A 16,431-nucleotide genomic window follows, 5' to 3' on the forward strand; every position below is an offset into this window, starting at 1 on the left:
AAACTATGAGTGCCATTGAAATTTGTTTAAAAGTGTTTTGGAGATAACCGGATGAAAGTCTTGGTACCCGTGAAGCGCGTCGTTGATTACAATGTAAAAGTACGCGTGAAATCTGATCAAAGCGATGTAGATATCGCTAACGTCAAAATGTCGATGAACCCCTTTGACGAGATTGCTGTTGAAGAGGCTGTACGTCTGAGAGAACAAGGCGTGGTCAGTGAAGTGATTGCAGTGTCATGCGGTGTGACAGCTTGCCAAGAAACCTTGCGTACAGCGATGGCCATTGGTGCAGATCGCGCTATCTTGGTTGAAACCGATGCTGAACTGCAGCCTTTGGCCGTATCCAAACTGTTGAAAGCAGTGGTGGATAAAGAGCAGCCACAGTTGGTGATTCTAGGCAAACAAGCGATTGACGACGACGCTAACCAAACAGGCCAGATGCTGGCTGCTTTGTTGGATTGGCCACAAGCTACCTTTGCAAGCAAAGTAGAGCTGGCAGCTGATTCCGTACAGGTAACGCGTGAAGTAGATGGCGGTCTGGAAACGCTGAAACTGACTCTGCCTGCTGTTATCACTACCGATTTGCGCTTGAATGAGCCGCGTTATGTCACGCTGCCAAACATCATGAAAGCGAAGAAAAAGCCTTTGGAAACCATCAAGCCTGAAGACGTTGGGGTTGATGTGAGCCCGCGCTTGAAGACACTGCAAGTCAGCGAACCACCTGCACGTGCTGCAGGGGTGATCGTGGCAGATGTAGCTGCCTTGGTTGAAAAACTGAAAAACGAAGCAAAGGTGATCTAAGTCATGGCTATTCTTGTAATTGCAGAACACAACAACGAAAGCTTGAACGTTGCGACTCTGAATACGGTTGCAGCAGCAGCTAAGATTGGTGGTGATATCCACGTTTTGGTAGCCGGTCACAATGCTAAAGCCGCTGCAGATAGCGCTGCTAAAGTAGCTGGCGTAAGCAAAGTGCTGTTGGCTGACGATGCTAGCTTGACAGATGGCTTGGCTGAAAACGTAGCCGCACAAGTGCTGGCAGTGGCTGGTGATTACAGCCACATTCTGTTCCCAGCTACGTCTTCCGGTAAAAACGTTGCGCCTCGCGTAGCGGCTAAACTGGATGTGGCTCAGGTGTCCGATATCATCGCTGTAGAGTCCGCTGATACGTTCAAGCGTCCAATCTACGCAGGTAACGCGATTGCTACAGTGCAGTCTTTGGATGCTAAAAAAGTGATTACAGTGCGTACTACCGCATTTGATCCTCAAGCAGCCGAAGGCGGTTCTGCCTCTGTTGAAAGCGTTGGTGCTGCGGCTAATTCCGGTAAGTCACAATTTGTGGGCCGTGAAGTAGCGAAGAGCGACAGACCTGAACTGACTGCCGCATCCATCGTGGTGACGGGTGGTCGTGGTATGGGTAGTGCCGACAACTTTAAACTGCTAGAGCCTTTGGCTGACAAGCTGGGTGCTGCGATTGGTGCATCTCGTGCAGCAGTTGATGCGGGTTACGCTCCTAACGACTGGCAAGTGGGTCAAACAGGTAAGATCGTTGCTCCGCAGTTGTACGTGGCCTTTGGTGTGTCTGGCGCGATTCAGCACTTGGCTGGCATGAAAGACTCCAAAGTCATCGTGGCAGTTAATAAAGATGCTGAAGCACCGATTTTTGGTGTGGCAGACTACGGTCTGGTGGCAGATTTGTTCACCGTACTGCCTGAGTTAGAATCTGCACTGTAATGGTGTTGTTTCGCTTTACGCAGTAGAAAAAGCCCCACGAGTTATGTGGGGCTTTTTTGTTTTTGCAGCAAACAATGCCACTATAAGTTTATTTCTACTAGTTATTTGTAAGTGCTTTTTAATGCTGGGAGAATATATTCATTCTAAGCCGCTGTCAGGCGGCTTATTCATAGATGCATGAAGATGACCAAGGAGTGATTTATGGCTACATTGCGTTTGGGTGACATTGCCCCTGATTTTGAACAGGAATCTTCCGCTGGCAAGATTCGTTTCCATGAGTTCCTTGGCGATAGCTGGGGCGTTTTGTTTTCTCACCCTGCTGACTTCACACCGGTTTGCACGACCGAGTTGGGTTACACCGCTAAGCTGGCTGATGAGTTTGCCAAGCGCGGTGTAAAAGTGATCGCCGTATCGGTGGATGGCAATGACTCACACAAAGAGTGGATTGCTGACATTAACGATACTCAGAAAACGACGGTGAATTTCCCTATTCTGGCTGACGAAGACCGTAAAGTTTCCGAGCTGTACGACATGATTCATCCTAACGCCAGCACCACTGTGACTGTGCGTTCTGTGTTCATTATTGATCCGGCCAAAAAAGTACGTTTGACTATTACTTACCCAGCCAGCACAGGCCGCAATTTCAACGAAATTCTGCGTGTGATTGATTCCTTGCAACTGACAGACAGTCACAGTGTGGCTACGCCAGTGAACTGGGAAGATGGCCAAGATGTGATCATCGTGCCATCACTGAAAGACCCAGAAGTGATTAAGCAGAAGTTTCCTAAAGGCTATACCGAAGTACGTCCTTACTTGCGTATTACCCCGCAGCCTAATAAGTAATACGTAGACGCTTGCTTGCTACGCAGTTCAACCCTCTGTGGTGCTATACGCCACAGAGGGTTTTTTTATACTTGCGCTTTTTGCTGTTAATCTATACAGTACTGTATAATTAAACAGTTAATTGAGGTGCGTTATGTCTTTCACTACGTATAGAGAACAACAGAGTCACAGCGTGTCATCCCATATGCGTTCTACAGTCTTAGAGACTTCTTTTCCTGTAAAGAAAAACTGTTATTTGACCGCTAAGCGTTCCCAGCGCAATTCCAAAATACTGGATGTTTGCTTGGTTGCTTTGTGGGGTGTCTCTATTCCCGGTTTGATGTGGCTAGGTGCGTATAGCGGTCTATAAGCCGTTAGGGTACTAATGCTGTCCACTCAGGCGTACGGAATTTTTGATCAGCCAGTTGTTCGGCACGGTGTAGTGTGTCGGCATCCAGTGATACTTCTTCCAATGGGGCGAGTTTTCTGAACTGCTCTATCATGCAGTTAATAATGGCTTCACGTTCCAGTCCGGTTTGGCTGCGTAAGGGGTCCACGCGTTTTTTGGCGCTAGTCGTGCCTTTGTCCGATAGTTTTTCTTTGCCAATGCGCAGTACATCCAGCATTTTGTCGGCGTTAATATCGTAAGCCAGCATAGTGTGGTGTAGTACCGCTTTAGAGCGTCTGGCCTGAGCCGCGCCACCAATCTTGCCCTTGCTGCTGGTGATGTCATTTAATGGCTGATACCACGCATCTATACCCAGTGTTTTCAACGTTTCTACTACCCAGCTATCCATCAGAGCGTAGGATTCCTGAAAACTCATGCCGTGTACCAATGGGTCAGGTGCACAAATAGAGTAGGTAATACCATTGCCAGGCTCAAGAAACATAGCGCCACCACCACTAATACGACGTACCACAGAAATATCGTGGCGTGCTGCCCCGTCGGGGTCCACCTCGTTTTTTAGTGATTGAAAGCGGCCAATAATTACTGTGGATGAGGCCCATTCCCAAATACGCAATAATGGGGGGCGTTTTCCTGTACCTACATCATCGGTCAAGATTTCATCCAGTGCCATGTGCAGGGCAGGGTCTTGTGGCAGGTCGTGAATTAACTGCCAGCGGTAGTGATTCCATTCGGTGCGGGTGCTCATGCTAGGGCTCTCCCTACAACGACGGCCACAGCAGCGGCATCAAAACCAAAGAGCTGAGCCTCTGCGGGTAACGACTGCTCAACGGCTGCCTCGATAGTAGCGGCATCACTGGTAGCGGCTAAGCCCGTTAAGGCATGGTTGATGCGATCCAGGGCTTCGGGAGGCTCCAGAAAGAAATCACCGCTAAGTTGTACCTTAGCCAGCTGATTATCGTGAACCTCAAAGTCTATAACCACCAGTTTTCCACCGGGGACTTTATATTCACCATGCTTCATGTGTATGTTCCTGAGTAAACGAGACAGTATGCGCTGGCACAGTGCATTGCCAGACGTACGTACAACAGCTGCTCCCTGAGAGCCGTGTTCTACGCCAAGTTGTATGCTAGCTAAATTTTGTGGGTTTTAGGGGGATATGCTACGTTTGGCCTTGAAAATAAGGATTTTTTTTAAGATGGGTGCTAAAATGCCGAGTTCATCCTCTGATGGGTAATTAGGTCTATAAACGTAAAAATAGACTTGAAAATGGCAAACAATACCCAGTCAAGATGCTTTGGAGCTTATTGTGAATCTTATCGAAATCCTGGAACAGGAAGAAATCCAACGCCTGACAAACGGCCAAGCATTGCCTGAGTTCGCTCCTGGCGATACCGTTGTCGTAAACGTAAACGTTGTTGAAGGTACACGTAAACGTGTACAGGCTTACGAAGGTGTAGTTATTGCTCGCCGTAACCGTGGTCTGAACTCTTCTTTCATCGTGCGTAAAATCTCTTCCGGCGAAGCTGTGGAACGTACATTCCAGTTGTACTCCCCACAAGTAGCAAGCATTGAAGTTAAACGTCGTGGTGCTGTGCGTCGCGCGAAACTGTACTACTTGCGTAGCCGTTCCGGTAAAGCTGCTCGTATCAAAGAAAAATTGGTACGCAAAAACGCTCCTCAAGCGTAAGCGCTGTAATACCATCAGAAAGGGCACCTTAGGGTGCCTTTTTTGAAACCAGAGAGTCCTGAATGTCTGAAATCATGCCTACAGATGTAAAACGGAGTACGTGGTTTAACCCTGAAACCCAACCCGTTATTGCCGTAGACTCCTTGCCCAGCTTGGCTAAAGAAGCCTTGCAGGAGGATTTCATTCGTGAGGCTTTCAAAGCCATGCCATTGGGCCAAGTGGATCCGCACTTTCAAGGCCAATTTGTAGAGAACTTCACCGCAGCACCTACCGCCATTCCTGCGGCGGTGTATTTGGGGTTGCAGCAGCGAGAAACCGGCATGTCTATGCTGTTTACGCGTCGCTCGGCACAATTGCTGCACCATGCTGGGCAAATTAGCTTTCCGGGTGGTCGCATCGATCCCGAAGACCAAAGCGTGCAAGCGGCGGCGTTACGAGAGACGCATGAAGAAGTAGGTATTGATCCTGACTACCTAGAGCCGTTAGGGCAACAGCCTATCTTTTTAAGCTCATCAAGTTTTGCGATGTGCCCGGTGGTGGGCATGATTCATCCAGGCTATAGGATGGTGCCGTCTCCGGCTGAAGTGTCTGAAGTGTTTGAGGTGCCGTTATCTGCACTCTTGGACCCTAGCCAACACACCTTGCATCAAGTGCAAGTGAACGGTGTGAATTACCGTCAGTATTTTGCCATTCGTTGGCAGCAGCATTTTATTTGGGGTGCTACGGCGGTAATTGTCCGTAACTTTTACCATTATTTGCATGCTGCGCACCAACGATTAGCCTAAGTGCTAGTAACGGCTTTGTGCCTCATATTCCGCAAGCAAGCGCTCATATAACGCATATCGGTCTGGGTGGATTTTTCCAGCCTTAAGCGCTGCCACAATGCCGCAGTGAGGTTCGTGGCGGTGCGTGCAATTATAAAACTTGCAGTTCACCAGTTCTTCTACGAATTCAGGAAATCCACGCACAATATCAGAAGGTTCCAAGTGGGCTAAACCAAAGGTTTGGAACCCGGGGGAATCGATAAGCTGACCTGTGACGCCAGGGATATGGTACAGACGCGTACTGGTGGTTGTGTGTCTGCCTGTACCTAATGCCTCAGAGTGTGTTTGTGTATGAGCTTGGGCTTCAGGGATTAGCGTGTTCAGCAGGGTAGATTTTCCCATACCACTTTGGCCTAAGAGCAGCGTGCAGCGGTTTTCTAAGATGGGATACAACAGGCTTTTGACTTGTGCCTCGTTGAGCGCGCTCAGCTCGATGATAGGAATATCCAAATCGGCCAAAGGTTGCAACTGTTGTCGGGCTCGCTCTACGCTAGGTAGGTCGGCCTTATTCAGGAGGATGATGGGGGTAATGTCAGCGAACTCGGCAGCTACCAGCGCGCGGCCACAGAGGTCTTCTGAGAAAGGGGGCTCTGCAGCGACCACAATCAACAACTGATCAATATTGGCAGCAAACTGTTTAGAGCGAGCCTCGTCTGATCGGTAAAGCAGGTTGCGGCGCTCGTGTATGTTTTCTATGGTGCCTTGTTCAGCGCTTTGGGTGCTGAAATCTACTTTATCGCCCACACAAATACCGCTGCGCTTACCCCGTGTGTAGCACTTACGTACATCGCCATTCTCATCTTCTACAAAATAGTGACGGCCGTGTGCCGCAATAACAAGACCGCTAGATAGATTGCTGGTTTTCATAATGTTCCAGATGTTGGAGGCGGCTTAGTGCGCTAGGGTGCGTGTCGTAAAAGGCAGAGTGCAAGGGATCAGGTGTTAAGGTTGCGGCGTTATCGTTATAAAGCTTCAGTAACGCATGGCGTAGATGTATAGGTGGGCATTGTGCAGCGGCAAATGCATCAGCTTGGTATTCGTGTTTTCTGGACGAAAGATTCGTGAGTGGTGTGATCCAGAAAGTGAATACGGGTAGGCACAAGAAAAACAGCACCAAGGCCATACCATCGTTAGCACGTCCCAGTTGTGGGATCACACCTAGGTCTACATAAAACCATGCTTTTTGAGAAAGCCAGCCCAACAGCATAAACACCAGCAGTGAGCCTATGAAATTAAAAATCAGACGCTGGCGTATGTGATGGTGTTTAAAGTGGCCCAGTTCGTGCGCCAGTACCGCTTCAATTTCTTCGTCATCCAATTTGTTAAGCAGCGTGTCAAAAAAGACGATGCGCTTGTTGTTGCCTAAGCCCGTGAAATAGGCATTGCCATGAGCCGAGCGTTTGGAGCCGTCCATGACATACAAGCCGTTTAATTTGAATTGACAACGTTCTGCTAACGCATTGATGCGGTCACGCAGGCTATCACGTTCTAATGGCTTGAAGCTATTAAAGAGCGGGGCGATAAAGGTAGGATACGCCCAGATCAAAAACAGGTTAAAGCCTACCCAAAATAACCAGGCCCACAGTGGCCACTGCGCACCGGTTTTTTCCATGAAAAGCAAAATGGCACCGGCGCAGATGGTTAATAGCACCATGCCTAATAGGCTACCTATAATGGTATCGCGCACAAACAATGCAGGGGTCAGACGGTTAAAACCAAAGCGAGCCTCTAAGCGGAATTTTTTCCACGCATTAAAAGGCATACTGATTAGCCCAAGCAGGCCAGCGACGCTCAGGATTAAGGCAATTTGACGCCAAATTTCATGGTCTATATGGCGTGCCCAAAAGAGATCCAGTTGTTGCAGGCCACCCATTAGCGTTAAGCAAATCAACACTACCGCATCCACCAAGCGCTCGTATTGGTTAAGCTTCACCTTTGCTACGGTGTAGTCAGCAGCGCGTTGATGGCTGCGTAACGGAATACGCGAGCTAAACTCCTCTGGTACAGTACCGCGATGCAACATGACGTGGTGGATCTGTCGTTGCGCTAACCAAAAGCGGGTGAACAAATCCAGCAGAAAGAAGCCTAGAAAAAGGTAAGTGAACATGTAGTGCTGACAGGTATGCGAAAATAGGGTTTTTAAAGGAAGATTATATGGCGGTTACAAATCAACGTTTGGTCTGGTTAGATATGGAAATGACCGGACTAGACCCAGAAAAAGAACGTATCATCGAAGTGGCAGTCGTTGTGACAGAAGCAGATTTAAGCATTGTGGCAGAAGGTCCGGTGATCGTCATCCATCAAAGCGATGCGCTGTTGGATGCAATGGATAACTGGAACAAAGGTACACATGGTCGTAGTGGCTTGATTGATAAGGTAAAAGCCTCTACCACTACAGAAGAGCAAGCCGAAGATGTGTTGCTGGCTTTCTTGAAAAAACATGTACCCGAAGGGGCTTCACCTTTATGTGGTAACACCATTAGCCAAGACAGACGCTTTATGTACAAGTACATGCCCCGTCTGGAGCAATACTTCCATTATCGTAATCTGGATGTCAGTACCTTAAAGGAATTGGCGCGACGTTGGAAGCCTGAAGTGGTAAGCAGCTTTGTAAAACACAGCCGCCACGAAGCCTTGGCAGATATTTACGAATCCATTGATGAATTGAAACACTACCGAGAGCACTTTTTGAAAGTGTAAATAGCACGGTAGTCAAAGAGGCTATACATGAGCAGCATTGCGGGAATAGGCACCGACATTACGTATGTGTCGCGCATTCAGGCCGCGTATGAACGCCGGCCTGAGCGCTTTGTGCAGCGTATCTTGGGGCCAGAGGAACAAGTGGTGTTTGCGCGGCGCGCTGAGCGCGACATGCGACGAGGCATGCGCTATTTGGCAACCCGATTCGCCGCTAAAGAGGCATTTTCCAAAGCAGTAGGTTTGGGAATGCGCATGCCTATGGCATGGTCACGCATGCAAGTGTTGAATGCCCCCAGTGGTAAACCAACAGTAGTGCTAGCAGAACCACTGGCACACTGGTATAACCAACGTTTTGGTGCTGCGCATGTCAGTCTGACCGATGAGTCTGATTTGGTGATGGCATTTGTGATTGTGGAAAGTCAGACCTAATGACTAAAAGTGGAAACATCAGCATGAAGCAAAGTGAGCAAGGCTCAGTGTTGTTACCCGGTCCCGTAATGGTGGACGTAGAGGGTACTGAATTAACCGAAGCAGAACGTCAGCGCTTGCAAAACCCTCTGGTAGGGGGCGTTATTTTATTTGCGCGTAACTTTAGTTCGCGTGAGCAACTGACTGCATTGTGTGATGCCATACATGCATCCCGAGACGAACCATTGCTGATTGCTGTGGATCACGAAGGTGGTCGAGTACAGCGTTTCAAAACAGATGGCTTTACCGTGCTTCCCGCTATGCGTCATTTGGGTACGCTCTGGGAAAAAGATGCTAAAGCAGCGGCGGAAATGGCGGCGGCAGTGGGTTATGTGTTGGCTGCTGAGCTACGTGCTTGTGGCGTAGACATGAGCTTTACGCCGGTACTCGATTTAGACTGGGGTGTAAGCGGAGTAATTGGCAACCGAGCCTTTCACCGTGATCCTAAAGCGGTAGCGATGTTGGCGACTGGCTTAGTACAAGGTCTGCACCGCGCTGGTATGGCGAGTTGCGGCAAGCATTTCCCCGGTCACGGTGCGGTAGAGGCTGATTCGCATCACGAAATCCCTGTGGATGAGCGTGATTTAGAGCAAATCTTAAATGATGATGCGGCGCCTTATGGTTGGTTAGGGGCGCTGGTGCTGGATAGCGTCATGCCTGCACACGTGATTTACCCCAAGGTAGATGATAAACCGGCTGGTTTCTCTCGGTACTGGTTGCAGCGTGTGTTACGTAAGGCGTTGGGCTACGAGGGGGTTATCTTCTCGGATGACTTAACCATGGAAGGCGCAACTGTAGCCGGTGATATTTTGGCACGAGCCGAAGCCGCGCTGGGTGCAGGGTGCGATATGGTGTTGGTATGCAATAGACCAGATTTAGCCGATGAGTTGTTGCAGCGTTTGCAGCACAACTCTGATCCTGAGTCTGTGCAACGTATACGTCGCCTGCGTTGTTTAGAGCCAGCTTTGGCGTGGGATGAGTTGCAGTCTGATGAATACTACCAGCATGCCAGAGAGCTTCAATCTCAAATCGTTTCTAGCTGAGCTGCCAAATTTACCAGGTGTATACAGACATCTGGATGAAGAAGGCACGGTGCTTTATGTAGGCAAAGCCAAAGATCTGAAAAAACGTGTGAGTTCGTATTTTCAGAAAAATTTGGCTAGCCCACGTATCGCCCATATGGTGGCGCGTATTGCGCGTATTGAAGTGACGATTACACCTAGCGAAGCCGAGGCGCTGTTGCTAGAAAATAATCTGATCAAGCGCTTGCGCCCACGCTACAACATCCTGTTTAGGGATGATAAGTCGTACCCTTATTTGCAGTTGAGCGCCCATGATGCGCCACGCATTGCCTACTACCGTGGTAACACTAATGTGGGTGGGCAGTTTTTTGGGCCGTACCCCAATGCGTGGGCCGTACGCGAAACCATACAAATTCTGCAGCGAGTCTTTCAGCTACGTACCTGTGAGGACGGTGTCTATGCACACCGCTCGCGTCCCTGTTTGTTGCATCAAATCCAACGATGTACGGCGCCCTGTGTGGGCAATATTTCTTTGGAAGACTATCAAGCCGATGTGAAACGGGCTGTGCGCTTCTTATCCGGGCAAGCCAATGAGGTATTGCAAGAAATAGAAGAGCGCATGCAAGAGGCTTCCGAGCTGTTTGAGTTTGAACAAGCGGCCGTGCTGCGCGATCAAATGCGAGCGTTATCTACTGTATTGCAACAGCAGACTATGGAACATGCTGGCACGGATGATTTGGATGTGATTGCAGTCATCAGCGAAGAAGGCAAGGTGTGCGTCAACTTGGCGATGGTGCGTGGCGGGCGTCACCTAGGGGATAGAGCGTTTTTCCCCACTCAGGTACAAGACGATACGCCAGAAGATGTATTGGCTGCATTTATTAGCCAGCACTATATAGAGCGTCCTTTACCGCCGGTATTGGTGGTGTCGCACCGGTTGTTAGATACTGCTATTTTAGACATGCTCAAAGAGCAAACTGGCAAAGAAACACGGTTGCTGATTCGTCCTCAGGGCGTGCGTAAAGCATGGCTAGAGCAGGCACTGAAAAATGGCGAGTTGGCTTTGACGCGTAGGCTGAATGAGTCCATGACTAAAGCGGCTCGTACGTTAGATTTGGCGACGGTGTTGGGGCTGGATACGGGTGATGATGCGTTGGAAGCGCTAACTATTGAGTGCTTTGACATCAGCCATACGGCAGGTGAGGCGACGCAAGCATCATGTGTGGTGTATAGGCATCATGATATGCAGCCTACTTTATATAGACGTTACAACATTGCGGGAATTACGCCTGGGGATGATTATGCTGCCATGCGGCAGGTGTTATTTAGACGTTACGAGCGTGTAGCAGAAGGTCAGGCAACCTTACCAGATGTGGTGTTAGTGGACGGTGGTAAAGGCCAGATATCCATGGCAAAACAAGTATTTAACGAGCTTGGTTTAGATACGAATGTGCTGGTGGGTGTAGCCAAAGGGGAAGGGCGTAAAGTAGGGCTTGAGACCCTGATTTTTGCCGATGGCAGGCCAGAGTTACGCTTAGGAGTTGCCTCTCCAGCGTTGATGTTGGTGGCCGAGGCACGTGATGAAGCCCACCGTTTTGCCATTACAGGGATGCGAGCCCGTCGCGCAAAGTCTAGGAATGTGTCACGATTAGAAGATATAGAAGGCGTAGGAGCAAAACGCCGGCAGCGCTTGTTAGCTCGCTTTGGTGGGTTCACAGGTGTGGTAAATGCGAGCATAGATGATTTAGCTTCTGTTGAAGGAATATCTGCTGCATTAGCTGAGCGTATCTACTATGCTTTACGTTGATGTTTTGTAATACCGAGTTAGCCACATGATGATGCCTCTTACTTTTCCCATGGCCCTGACCTGGTTGAGAATCCTGATGATCCCGCTGGTACTGGCGTTGTTTTTCTTGCCGGAAAGCTGGATGAGCATACATTCGCGTGATGTATTGGCCTGTGGCGCGTTCATTGTGGCCGCTATTACTGACTGGTTTGATGGTTGGTTGGCCCGACGCTGGAACCAAACCTCAGCCTTTGGCGCATTTTTGGATCCTGTTGCCGATAAATTAATGGTTTCTGCCGCATTGCTGGTGCTGGTGGATTTGGGGCGTGTGGGCTTTGTTATCGCCTTTATCATTATTGGTCGTGAGATCGCCATATCAGCCTTGCGTGAGTGGATGGCACAAATGGGTGCTAGCAGCAGCGTAGCCGTTAACTGGTTGGGTAAATTCAAAACAGCAGCGCAGATGCTCGCTATCCCATGTTTGTTGTACTGGGAAAATTACGAAGGTATACCGGTGGGCATCATCGGTCAGGTATTGATTATCATCGCCGCGATTCTGACAGTGTGGTCTATGTGCTATTACTTGAAGAAAGCCTGGCCCGAAATAGCCCGTAAGAGTTAATGCTATGGCGATATCAGAGCTGACCGCTGAAGAGGCCATTGATCGCAAACAAGACTGGAGCATCATCAGCCTTATCGGTGTGGTGCATGCGAGTTCGCATTTTTTTCAATTACTGCTGCCCACACTGTATGTGTTCTTGGCGCGTGAGTTCGGTTTTGACTATGTAGAGCTGGGAGCCTTAGCCACCACGTTTTTTGTGGTGTCTTGCTTGGGGCAAGCTAGTTCAGGGTTTATCGTTGATCGCATAGGCCCAATCCCCGTATTGCTGTTTGGTTTGGGCGGTTTTGTGATCTCAGGCGTCATGATTGGTTTTGCGACTAGTTACTGGATGCTGTGGTTGGCGGCTGCTATTGGGGGCGCAGGGAACTCTATTTTTCACCCAGTAGACTATTCCATTATTAATCACCGTGTGAGTGCCAGGCGCTTAGGGCATGCATTTAGCGTGCACGGCTTAACGGGTAACTTGGGTTGGGCACTAACGCCGTTATTTGTAGCCGCGATTGCTTCAGACCATGGCTGGCGAGCTGCCGCTTTTTCAGCAGCAGGGTTAATTGCCGTCGTGTGGTGTGCGGCATTCTTGGGTAGAAACCTGTTAGCTGGTCAGCATGCGAAACAGCAGGTAGAGGCAGAACAAGACAGCGCATCAGAAAAATCATTAGCGCGTGAAGGGGTTTGGCAAACTCTGAAAATACTGTGTAAGCAGCCAGCTTTGTGGGGCGCTTTCCTGTTTTTTGCCTTTTCCTCTATGGCGCTGTCTTCTGTACAGAACTACACCATTCCTATGTTGGGTAGCGTCTATCACATTGACCCCGTGGTGGCTGGAACAGCATTGTCGGCGTATATGGTGACCGCTGCAGTGGGTATGTTGGCGGGTGGCTTTTTGGTTGGGGCCGATGCACGCAGTGAGCGCACAGTATTTTTGTCCCTGTGTTTTGCTGGCCTGATGCTCGTACTGTTAGGTTCTGGATTGTTAAGTTCGTCAGTGGCTGTTGTCATGGTGGGGTTGGCGGGTTTCTTCTCTGGTGTGGCGGCTCCGTCGCGTGACATGCTAATTAGACGTGTGACTCCTAAAGGGGCAACAGGTACGGTATATGGTTTGGTGTATTCAGGCATGGACGTGGGGTCGTCACTGGCGCCACTGATGTTTGGTGCCATGTTGGATGCCGGTTTGAATAGAGGTCCATGGTTTGGTGCGGCGGTGGCATTTTGTATTTCTGCATCGATGGCCGTGTGGATCGCACGGGCTGCCGAGAAAAAATAACGCTGTCATACCGGCTCTCTATATAGAGGGCACACAGAAGGTTGTTGTAAAGAAACACCTCAGAAATTGGAATAGCACCAGTTTTTGAGGTGTTTTTTTATTTTCTATTATTTTTTGGTACAAAACGGTTCGTTTTTCATATGGTGGTTATGTTATTCCGCATTGTGAAAATCAAATGGCGCGCTGCACAATAATTTTTTCCATAAACAAAAATATGATTTCATATCTTGAAATATAAAATCTATCTTATTGATATTAAATATAAAAATATATAGTCTTATATAAGATATAAGTGTGTTGCGTGCGCCGCATTTGCGTAGACTAATACTCATCTTGATTGTTTTCTTTTTCTTGTATTGGAGACTGACATGAGTAACCGCGAAACCGAAATCCGCAACTTGCAAAAACACTGGGCCGAGGACCCACGCTGGCAAGGTATCAAACGCACTTACAGTGCTGAAGAAGTTATACGTCTGCGTGGCTCTACTGTAGAAGAGCACACCTTGGCACGTCGCGGTTCCGAGAAACTGTGGAAGATGATCACGGAAGAACCCTTTGTAAACGCCTTGGGTGCGCTAACGGGTAACCAAGCTATGCAGCAAGTAAAAGCTGGCTTGAAAGCGATTTACCTGTCTGGCTGGCAAGTGGCTGGTGATGCAAACGGCGCGGGCGAAATGTACCCTGACCAATCACTGTACCCCATCAACTCGGTTCCTCAGGTTGTACGCCGTATCAACAATGCGTTGATGCGTTGCGACCAAATCCAGTGGTCCGAAGGTATGAACCCAGGCGACGAAGGCTATATCGATTACTTGGCTCCTATTGTTGCTGATGCAGAAGCGGGTTTCGGTGGCGTGCTGAACGCGTTTGAGCTGATGAAATCCATGATTGTGGCTGGTGCATCAGGTGTTCACTTTGAGGATCAGCTGGCTGCAGTGAAAAAATGTGGTCACTTGGGCGGCAAAGTGTTGGTTCCAACCCGCGAAGCTGTATCTAAATTAGTAGCGGCTCGTTTGGCTGCCGATGTTCTGAATGTACCTACAGTATTGGTTGCTCGTACGGATGCTGAAGCGGCTGACCTGATTACTAGTGATGTGGATGACAACGACAAACCATTTATTACAGGTGAGCGTACTGTGGAAGGTTTCTTCCGTACACGTCCCGGTGTAGAGCAAGCTATTTCGCGTGGTTTGGCGTATGCGCCTTACGCTGACTTGATCTGGTGTGAAACTTCTACACCTAACTTGGAATACGCAAAACGCTTTGCTGAAGCCATTCACCGTCAGTTCCCAGGCAAAATGTTGTCGTACAACTGCTCGCCATCGTTCAACTGGAAGAAAAACCTGGATGACCAAACTATTGCTAAATTCCAACGTGAGTTGGGTGCGATGGGCTATAAATTCCAGTTCATCACCTTGGCTGGTTTCCACGCCTTGAACTACGGCATGTTTGATCTGGCTCACGGCTATGCTCGCAACAACATGACCGCCTTTGTTGATCTGCAAGAGCGCGAGTTTGCTGCCGCAGAGCGTGGTTTCACTGCAGTACGTCACCAGCGTGAAGTAGGGACTGGGTACTTTGATGCCGTAACACAAACGATTGAAGGTGGCCAATCTTCTACTACAGCGTTGGCTGGTTCTACAGAAGCCGCTCAATTTGCTAAAGCTGCTGAATAAGGCTAGCATCAGTGGTTAATACAAGCCGTAGTGTCCAAAGACACTACGGCTTGTTCTGTATCAAACAGAAGCGAGACGTTGGCAGACCTTCCAGTACCTTTGTAGTAAAATGCCCCCGACTAGTAACTCATATCATGTATTCAAGCTTTCGCCGATAACGGTTAGCATGCATGTAAACGGTTAATAAGCAGTTAACGCTTATCTATTCTCTTTATGCGCGCATACTCTATATTTACTATCCCTGCGGGTCTCTCCGACGAGCAGCGCAGTCAGCGCAAACATATGCTCGCGCGACTAGGATTGGCGTGGTTGGCCATGATGCAGGTGATGATGTTTGCTTTTCCAGGGTATTTGCGCTCAGAGACTATGGAGCCAGACAGTCTGGCATTGATGGATAAAGCGATCCTGATCATGAACTGGGCAGGTTTGCTCCTTACCGTTCCCGTTATGCTTTACTGTGCTCAGCCTATTTGGTCTGGAGCATGGAGTAGTCTTAAAAAATTCAAAGTTGGGATGGATGTTCCCGTTGCGTTAGGGATTATCGTGGCATTCATACCCAGCGTTGTCAGCACTTGGCAAGGGCAGGGCGAAGTCTATTTTGATTCTGTTAGCATGTTTGTGGCGTTTTTGCTGACGGCCCGCTATTTGGAATTCTGTGCTCGACAATCTATTAGTCGTGGTCAGTCTTTTGATCGTGTGGAGCAATTCCGTGCTGGTATCTCGGTGCGTGCTAACACATTAGCCTTTTGGTTTGTTCTTATTCAAGTGATCTTGGCCCTGGTCTTGGGTGTGGTGTGGTTCTTTTATCAGCCAGACCATGCTGTGGCAGTTATGGTGGCGTTATTCGTCATGAGCTGTCCCTGTGCCATGTCCATGTCTGTTCCTACTGCCGTTGCCGCCGCCCAGGCGGGATTGATGGTGCAACCTGCACAATCTGACGCAGATATCTCTGCGCTTATCCAACGCACAGAACACATTTCAAAACAAAATTTATACGGTTCTATTGTCTGGCACCTGTTGATGACCCCCCTAGCTGCTATAGGGTTGGTCTCTCCTTGGGTTGCTGCAGTTTCTATGTTGTTGTCCTCACTACTGGTGGCCCTGAATTCCTGGCGTATTTACCGTCAGCGTATCTCGGGTAATCACCTGTCTGGTAGTGAGGTCACTGCATAACAAAAAAGGTGGTACACCATGCTTGAGTCACTGTTTCTCCTGATACCGATCTCGTTGCTGTTTGTGATCCTGATGGGGGTGGCATTCTGGTGGGCCATTTTTGCCGGACAATTTGAAAACTCCCAATCTGCTGGCGAATCAATACTAAATGATGATGACAGTACGCACGGGGATTCGGAGCGCACAAAGAAATAGTGTGCCTTTGTGAGGAGATGTGCCAGTTGGTATATATCCACACAATAACCAC

The 16,431-nt window shown here is 49.0% G+C and carries 18 protein-coding genes; 14 read left to right on the top strand and 4 right to left on the bottom strand.

The genetic code is table 11. The features are described 5' to 3' along the window. The first annotated feature begins 51 nt into the window (after positions 1-51). The 3 genes from ACLPHM_RS00685 to ACLPHM_RS00695 all read left to right on the top strand — a co-directional run bounded on the left by ACLPHM_RS00685 (position 52) and on the right by ACLPHM_RS00695 (position 2,577). Positions 52-801, top strand: a complete 750-nt coding sequence (locus tag ACLPHM_RS00685) for an electron transfer flavoprotein subunit beta/FixA family protein (protein WP_430219369.1) — start codon at positions 52-54, stop codon at positions 799-801. A 3-nt stretch (positions 802-804) separates the two neighbouring features. Beyond that, on the top strand, positions 805-1,734 hold the full coding sequence (locus ACLPHM_RS00690; protein WP_430219370.1) for an electron transfer flavoprotein subunit alpha/FixB family protein: 930 nt from the start codon (positions 805-807) through the stop codon (positions 1,732-1,734). A gap of 201 nt (positions 1,735-1,935) precedes the next feature. After that, positions 1,936-2,577 (top strand): peroxiredoxin, encoded by a 642-nt coding sequence (locus ACLPHM_RS00695; protein ID WP_430219371.1) that lies wholly within the window; start codon positions 1,936-1,938, stop codon positions 2,575-2,577. A 353-nt stretch (positions 2,578-2,930) separates the two neighbouring features. Here ACLPHM_RS00695 and ACLPHM_RS00700 read toward each other — a convergent pair whose 3' ends face one another. Beyond that, a complete protein-coding gene (locus ACLPHM_RS00700) occupies positions 2,931-3,710 on the bottom strand; it encodes a lipoate--protein ligase family protein (protein WP_430219372.1) in 780 nt (259 codons plus the stop codon). After that, positions 3,707-3,985, bottom strand: coding sequence for a biotin--protein ligase (locus ACLPHM_RS00705; protein WP_430219373.1), 279 nt, complete (start codon positions 3,983-3,985; stop codon positions 3,707-3,709). The genes ACLPHM_RS00700 and ACLPHM_RS00705 overlap by 4 nt, the downstream gene beginning before the upstream one ends. A gap of 286 nt (positions 3,986-4,271) precedes the next feature. On the opposite strand from ACLPHM_RS00705, the gene rplS reads away from it, so the two are divergent. Together rplS and ACLPHM_RS00715 are read left to right on the top strand one after the other, a co-directional pair. Continuing rightward, a complete protein-coding gene (rplS, locus tag ACLPHM_RS00710; RefSeq protein WP_135863782.1) occupies positions 4,272-4,652 on the top strand; it encodes a 50S ribosomal protein L19 in 381 nt (126 codons plus the stop codon). A gap of 62 nt (positions 4,653-4,714) precedes the next feature. After that, on the top strand, positions 4,715-5,437 hold the full coding sequence (locus ACLPHM_RS00715; RefSeq protein ID WP_430219374.1) for a CoA pyrophosphatase: 723 nt from the start codon (positions 4,715-4,717) through the stop codon (positions 5,435-5,437). Positions 5,438-5,440: 3 nt separating this feature from the next. On the opposite strand, the gene rsgA is transcribed toward ACLPHM_RS00715, so the two are convergent. Then, on the bottom strand, positions 5,441-6,343 hold the full coding sequence (gene rsgA / locus ACLPHM_RS00720; protein WP_430219375.1) for a ribosome small subunit-dependent GTPase A: 903 nt from the start codon (positions 6,341-6,343) through the stop codon (positions 5,441-5,443). Next, a complete protein-coding gene (locus ACLPHM_RS00725) occupies positions 6,321-7,583 on the bottom strand; it encodes a M48 family metallopeptidase (RefSeq protein WP_430219376.1) in 1,263 nt (420 codons plus the stop codon). Before ACLPHM_RS00725 ends, rsgA begins: the two co-directional genes overlap by 23 nt. Before the next feature lie 47 nt (positions 7,584-7,630). Between ACLPHM_RS00725 and orn the strand changes: the two genes are divergently transcribed. The 9 genes from orn to ccoS all read left to right on the top strand — a co-directional run bounded on the left by orn (position 7,631) and on the right by ccoS (position 16,379). Continuing rightward, complete coding sequence (gene orn, locus ACLPHM_RS00730) at positions 7,631-8,176, top strand: oligoribonuclease (RefSeq protein WP_135863777.1); 546 nt, start codon at positions 7,631-7,633, stop codon at positions 8,174-8,176. Positions 8,177-8,203: 27 nt separating this feature from the next. Continuing rightward, positions 8,204-8,605: a holo-ACP synthase gene (gene acpS, locus ACLPHM_RS00735; RefSeq protein ID WP_430219377.1), complete on the top strand. Its 402-nt coding sequence runs from the start codon at positions 8,204-8,206 to the stop codon at positions 8,603-8,605. 23 nt (positions 8,606-8,628) lie between these two features. Beyond that, on the top strand, positions 8,629-9,687 hold the full coding sequence (gene nagZ / locus ACLPHM_RS00740) for a beta-N-acetylhexosaminidase (protein WP_430220729.1): 1,059 nt from the start codon (positions 8,629-8,631) through the stop codon (positions 9,685-9,687). Next, the gene (gene uvrC / locus ACLPHM_RS00745; RefSeq protein WP_430220730.1) at positions 9,650-11,473 is read left to right on the top strand and encodes an excinuclease ABC subunit UvrC; all 1,824 of its coding nucleotides are present in this window, start codon (positions 9,650-9,652) and stop codon (positions 11,471-11,473) included. The genes nagZ and uvrC overlap by 38 nt, the downstream gene beginning before the upstream one ends. Before the next feature lie 31 nt (positions 11,474-11,504). Further along, positions 11,505-12,074 carry a CDP-diacylglycerol--glycerol-3-phosphate 3-phosphatidyltransferase gene (pgsA, locus tag ACLPHM_RS00750; RefSeq protein WP_430220731.1) on the top strand — a complete coding sequence of 190 codons (570 nt, stop codon included), beginning with the start codon at positions 11,505-11,507 and terminating at the stop codon, positions 12,072-12,074. A 4-nt stretch (positions 12,075-12,078) separates the two neighbouring features. Beyond that, positions 12,079-13,335 carry an MFS transporter gene (locus ACLPHM_RS00755; protein WP_430219378.1) on the top strand — a complete coding sequence of 419 codons (1,257 nt, stop codon included), beginning with the start codon at positions 12,079-12,081 and terminating at the stop codon, positions 13,333-13,335. A gap of 368 nt (positions 13,336-13,703) precedes the next feature. After that, positions 13,704-15,011, top strand: a complete 1,308-nt coding sequence (gene aceA, locus ACLPHM_RS00760) for an isocitrate lyase (RefSeq protein WP_430219379.1) — start codon at positions 13,704-13,706, stop codon at positions 15,009-15,011. 213 nt (positions 15,012-15,224) lie between these two features. Then, positions 15,225-16,184 carry a P-type ATPase gene (locus ACLPHM_RS00765; protein ID WP_430219380.1) on the top strand — a complete coding sequence of 320 codons (960 nt, stop codon included), beginning with the start codon at positions 15,225-15,227 and terminating at the stop codon, positions 16,182-16,184. Positions 16,185-16,202: 18 nt separating this feature from the next. Continuing rightward, positions 16,203-16,379, top strand: coding sequence for a cbb3-type cytochrome oxidase assembly protein CcoS (gene ccoS, locus ACLPHM_RS00770; RefSeq protein ID WP_430219381.1), 177 nt, complete (start codon positions 16,203-16,205; stop codon positions 16,377-16,379). Positions 16,380-16,431 lie beyond the last annotated feature (52 nt).

It is taken from the genome of Paenalcaligenes sp. Me131, assembly GCF_050487225.1.
In the GTDB taxonomy this organism is placed as follows: domain Bacteria; phylum Pseudomonadota; class Gammaproteobacteria; order Burkholderiales; family Burkholderiaceae_B; genus Paenalcaligenes.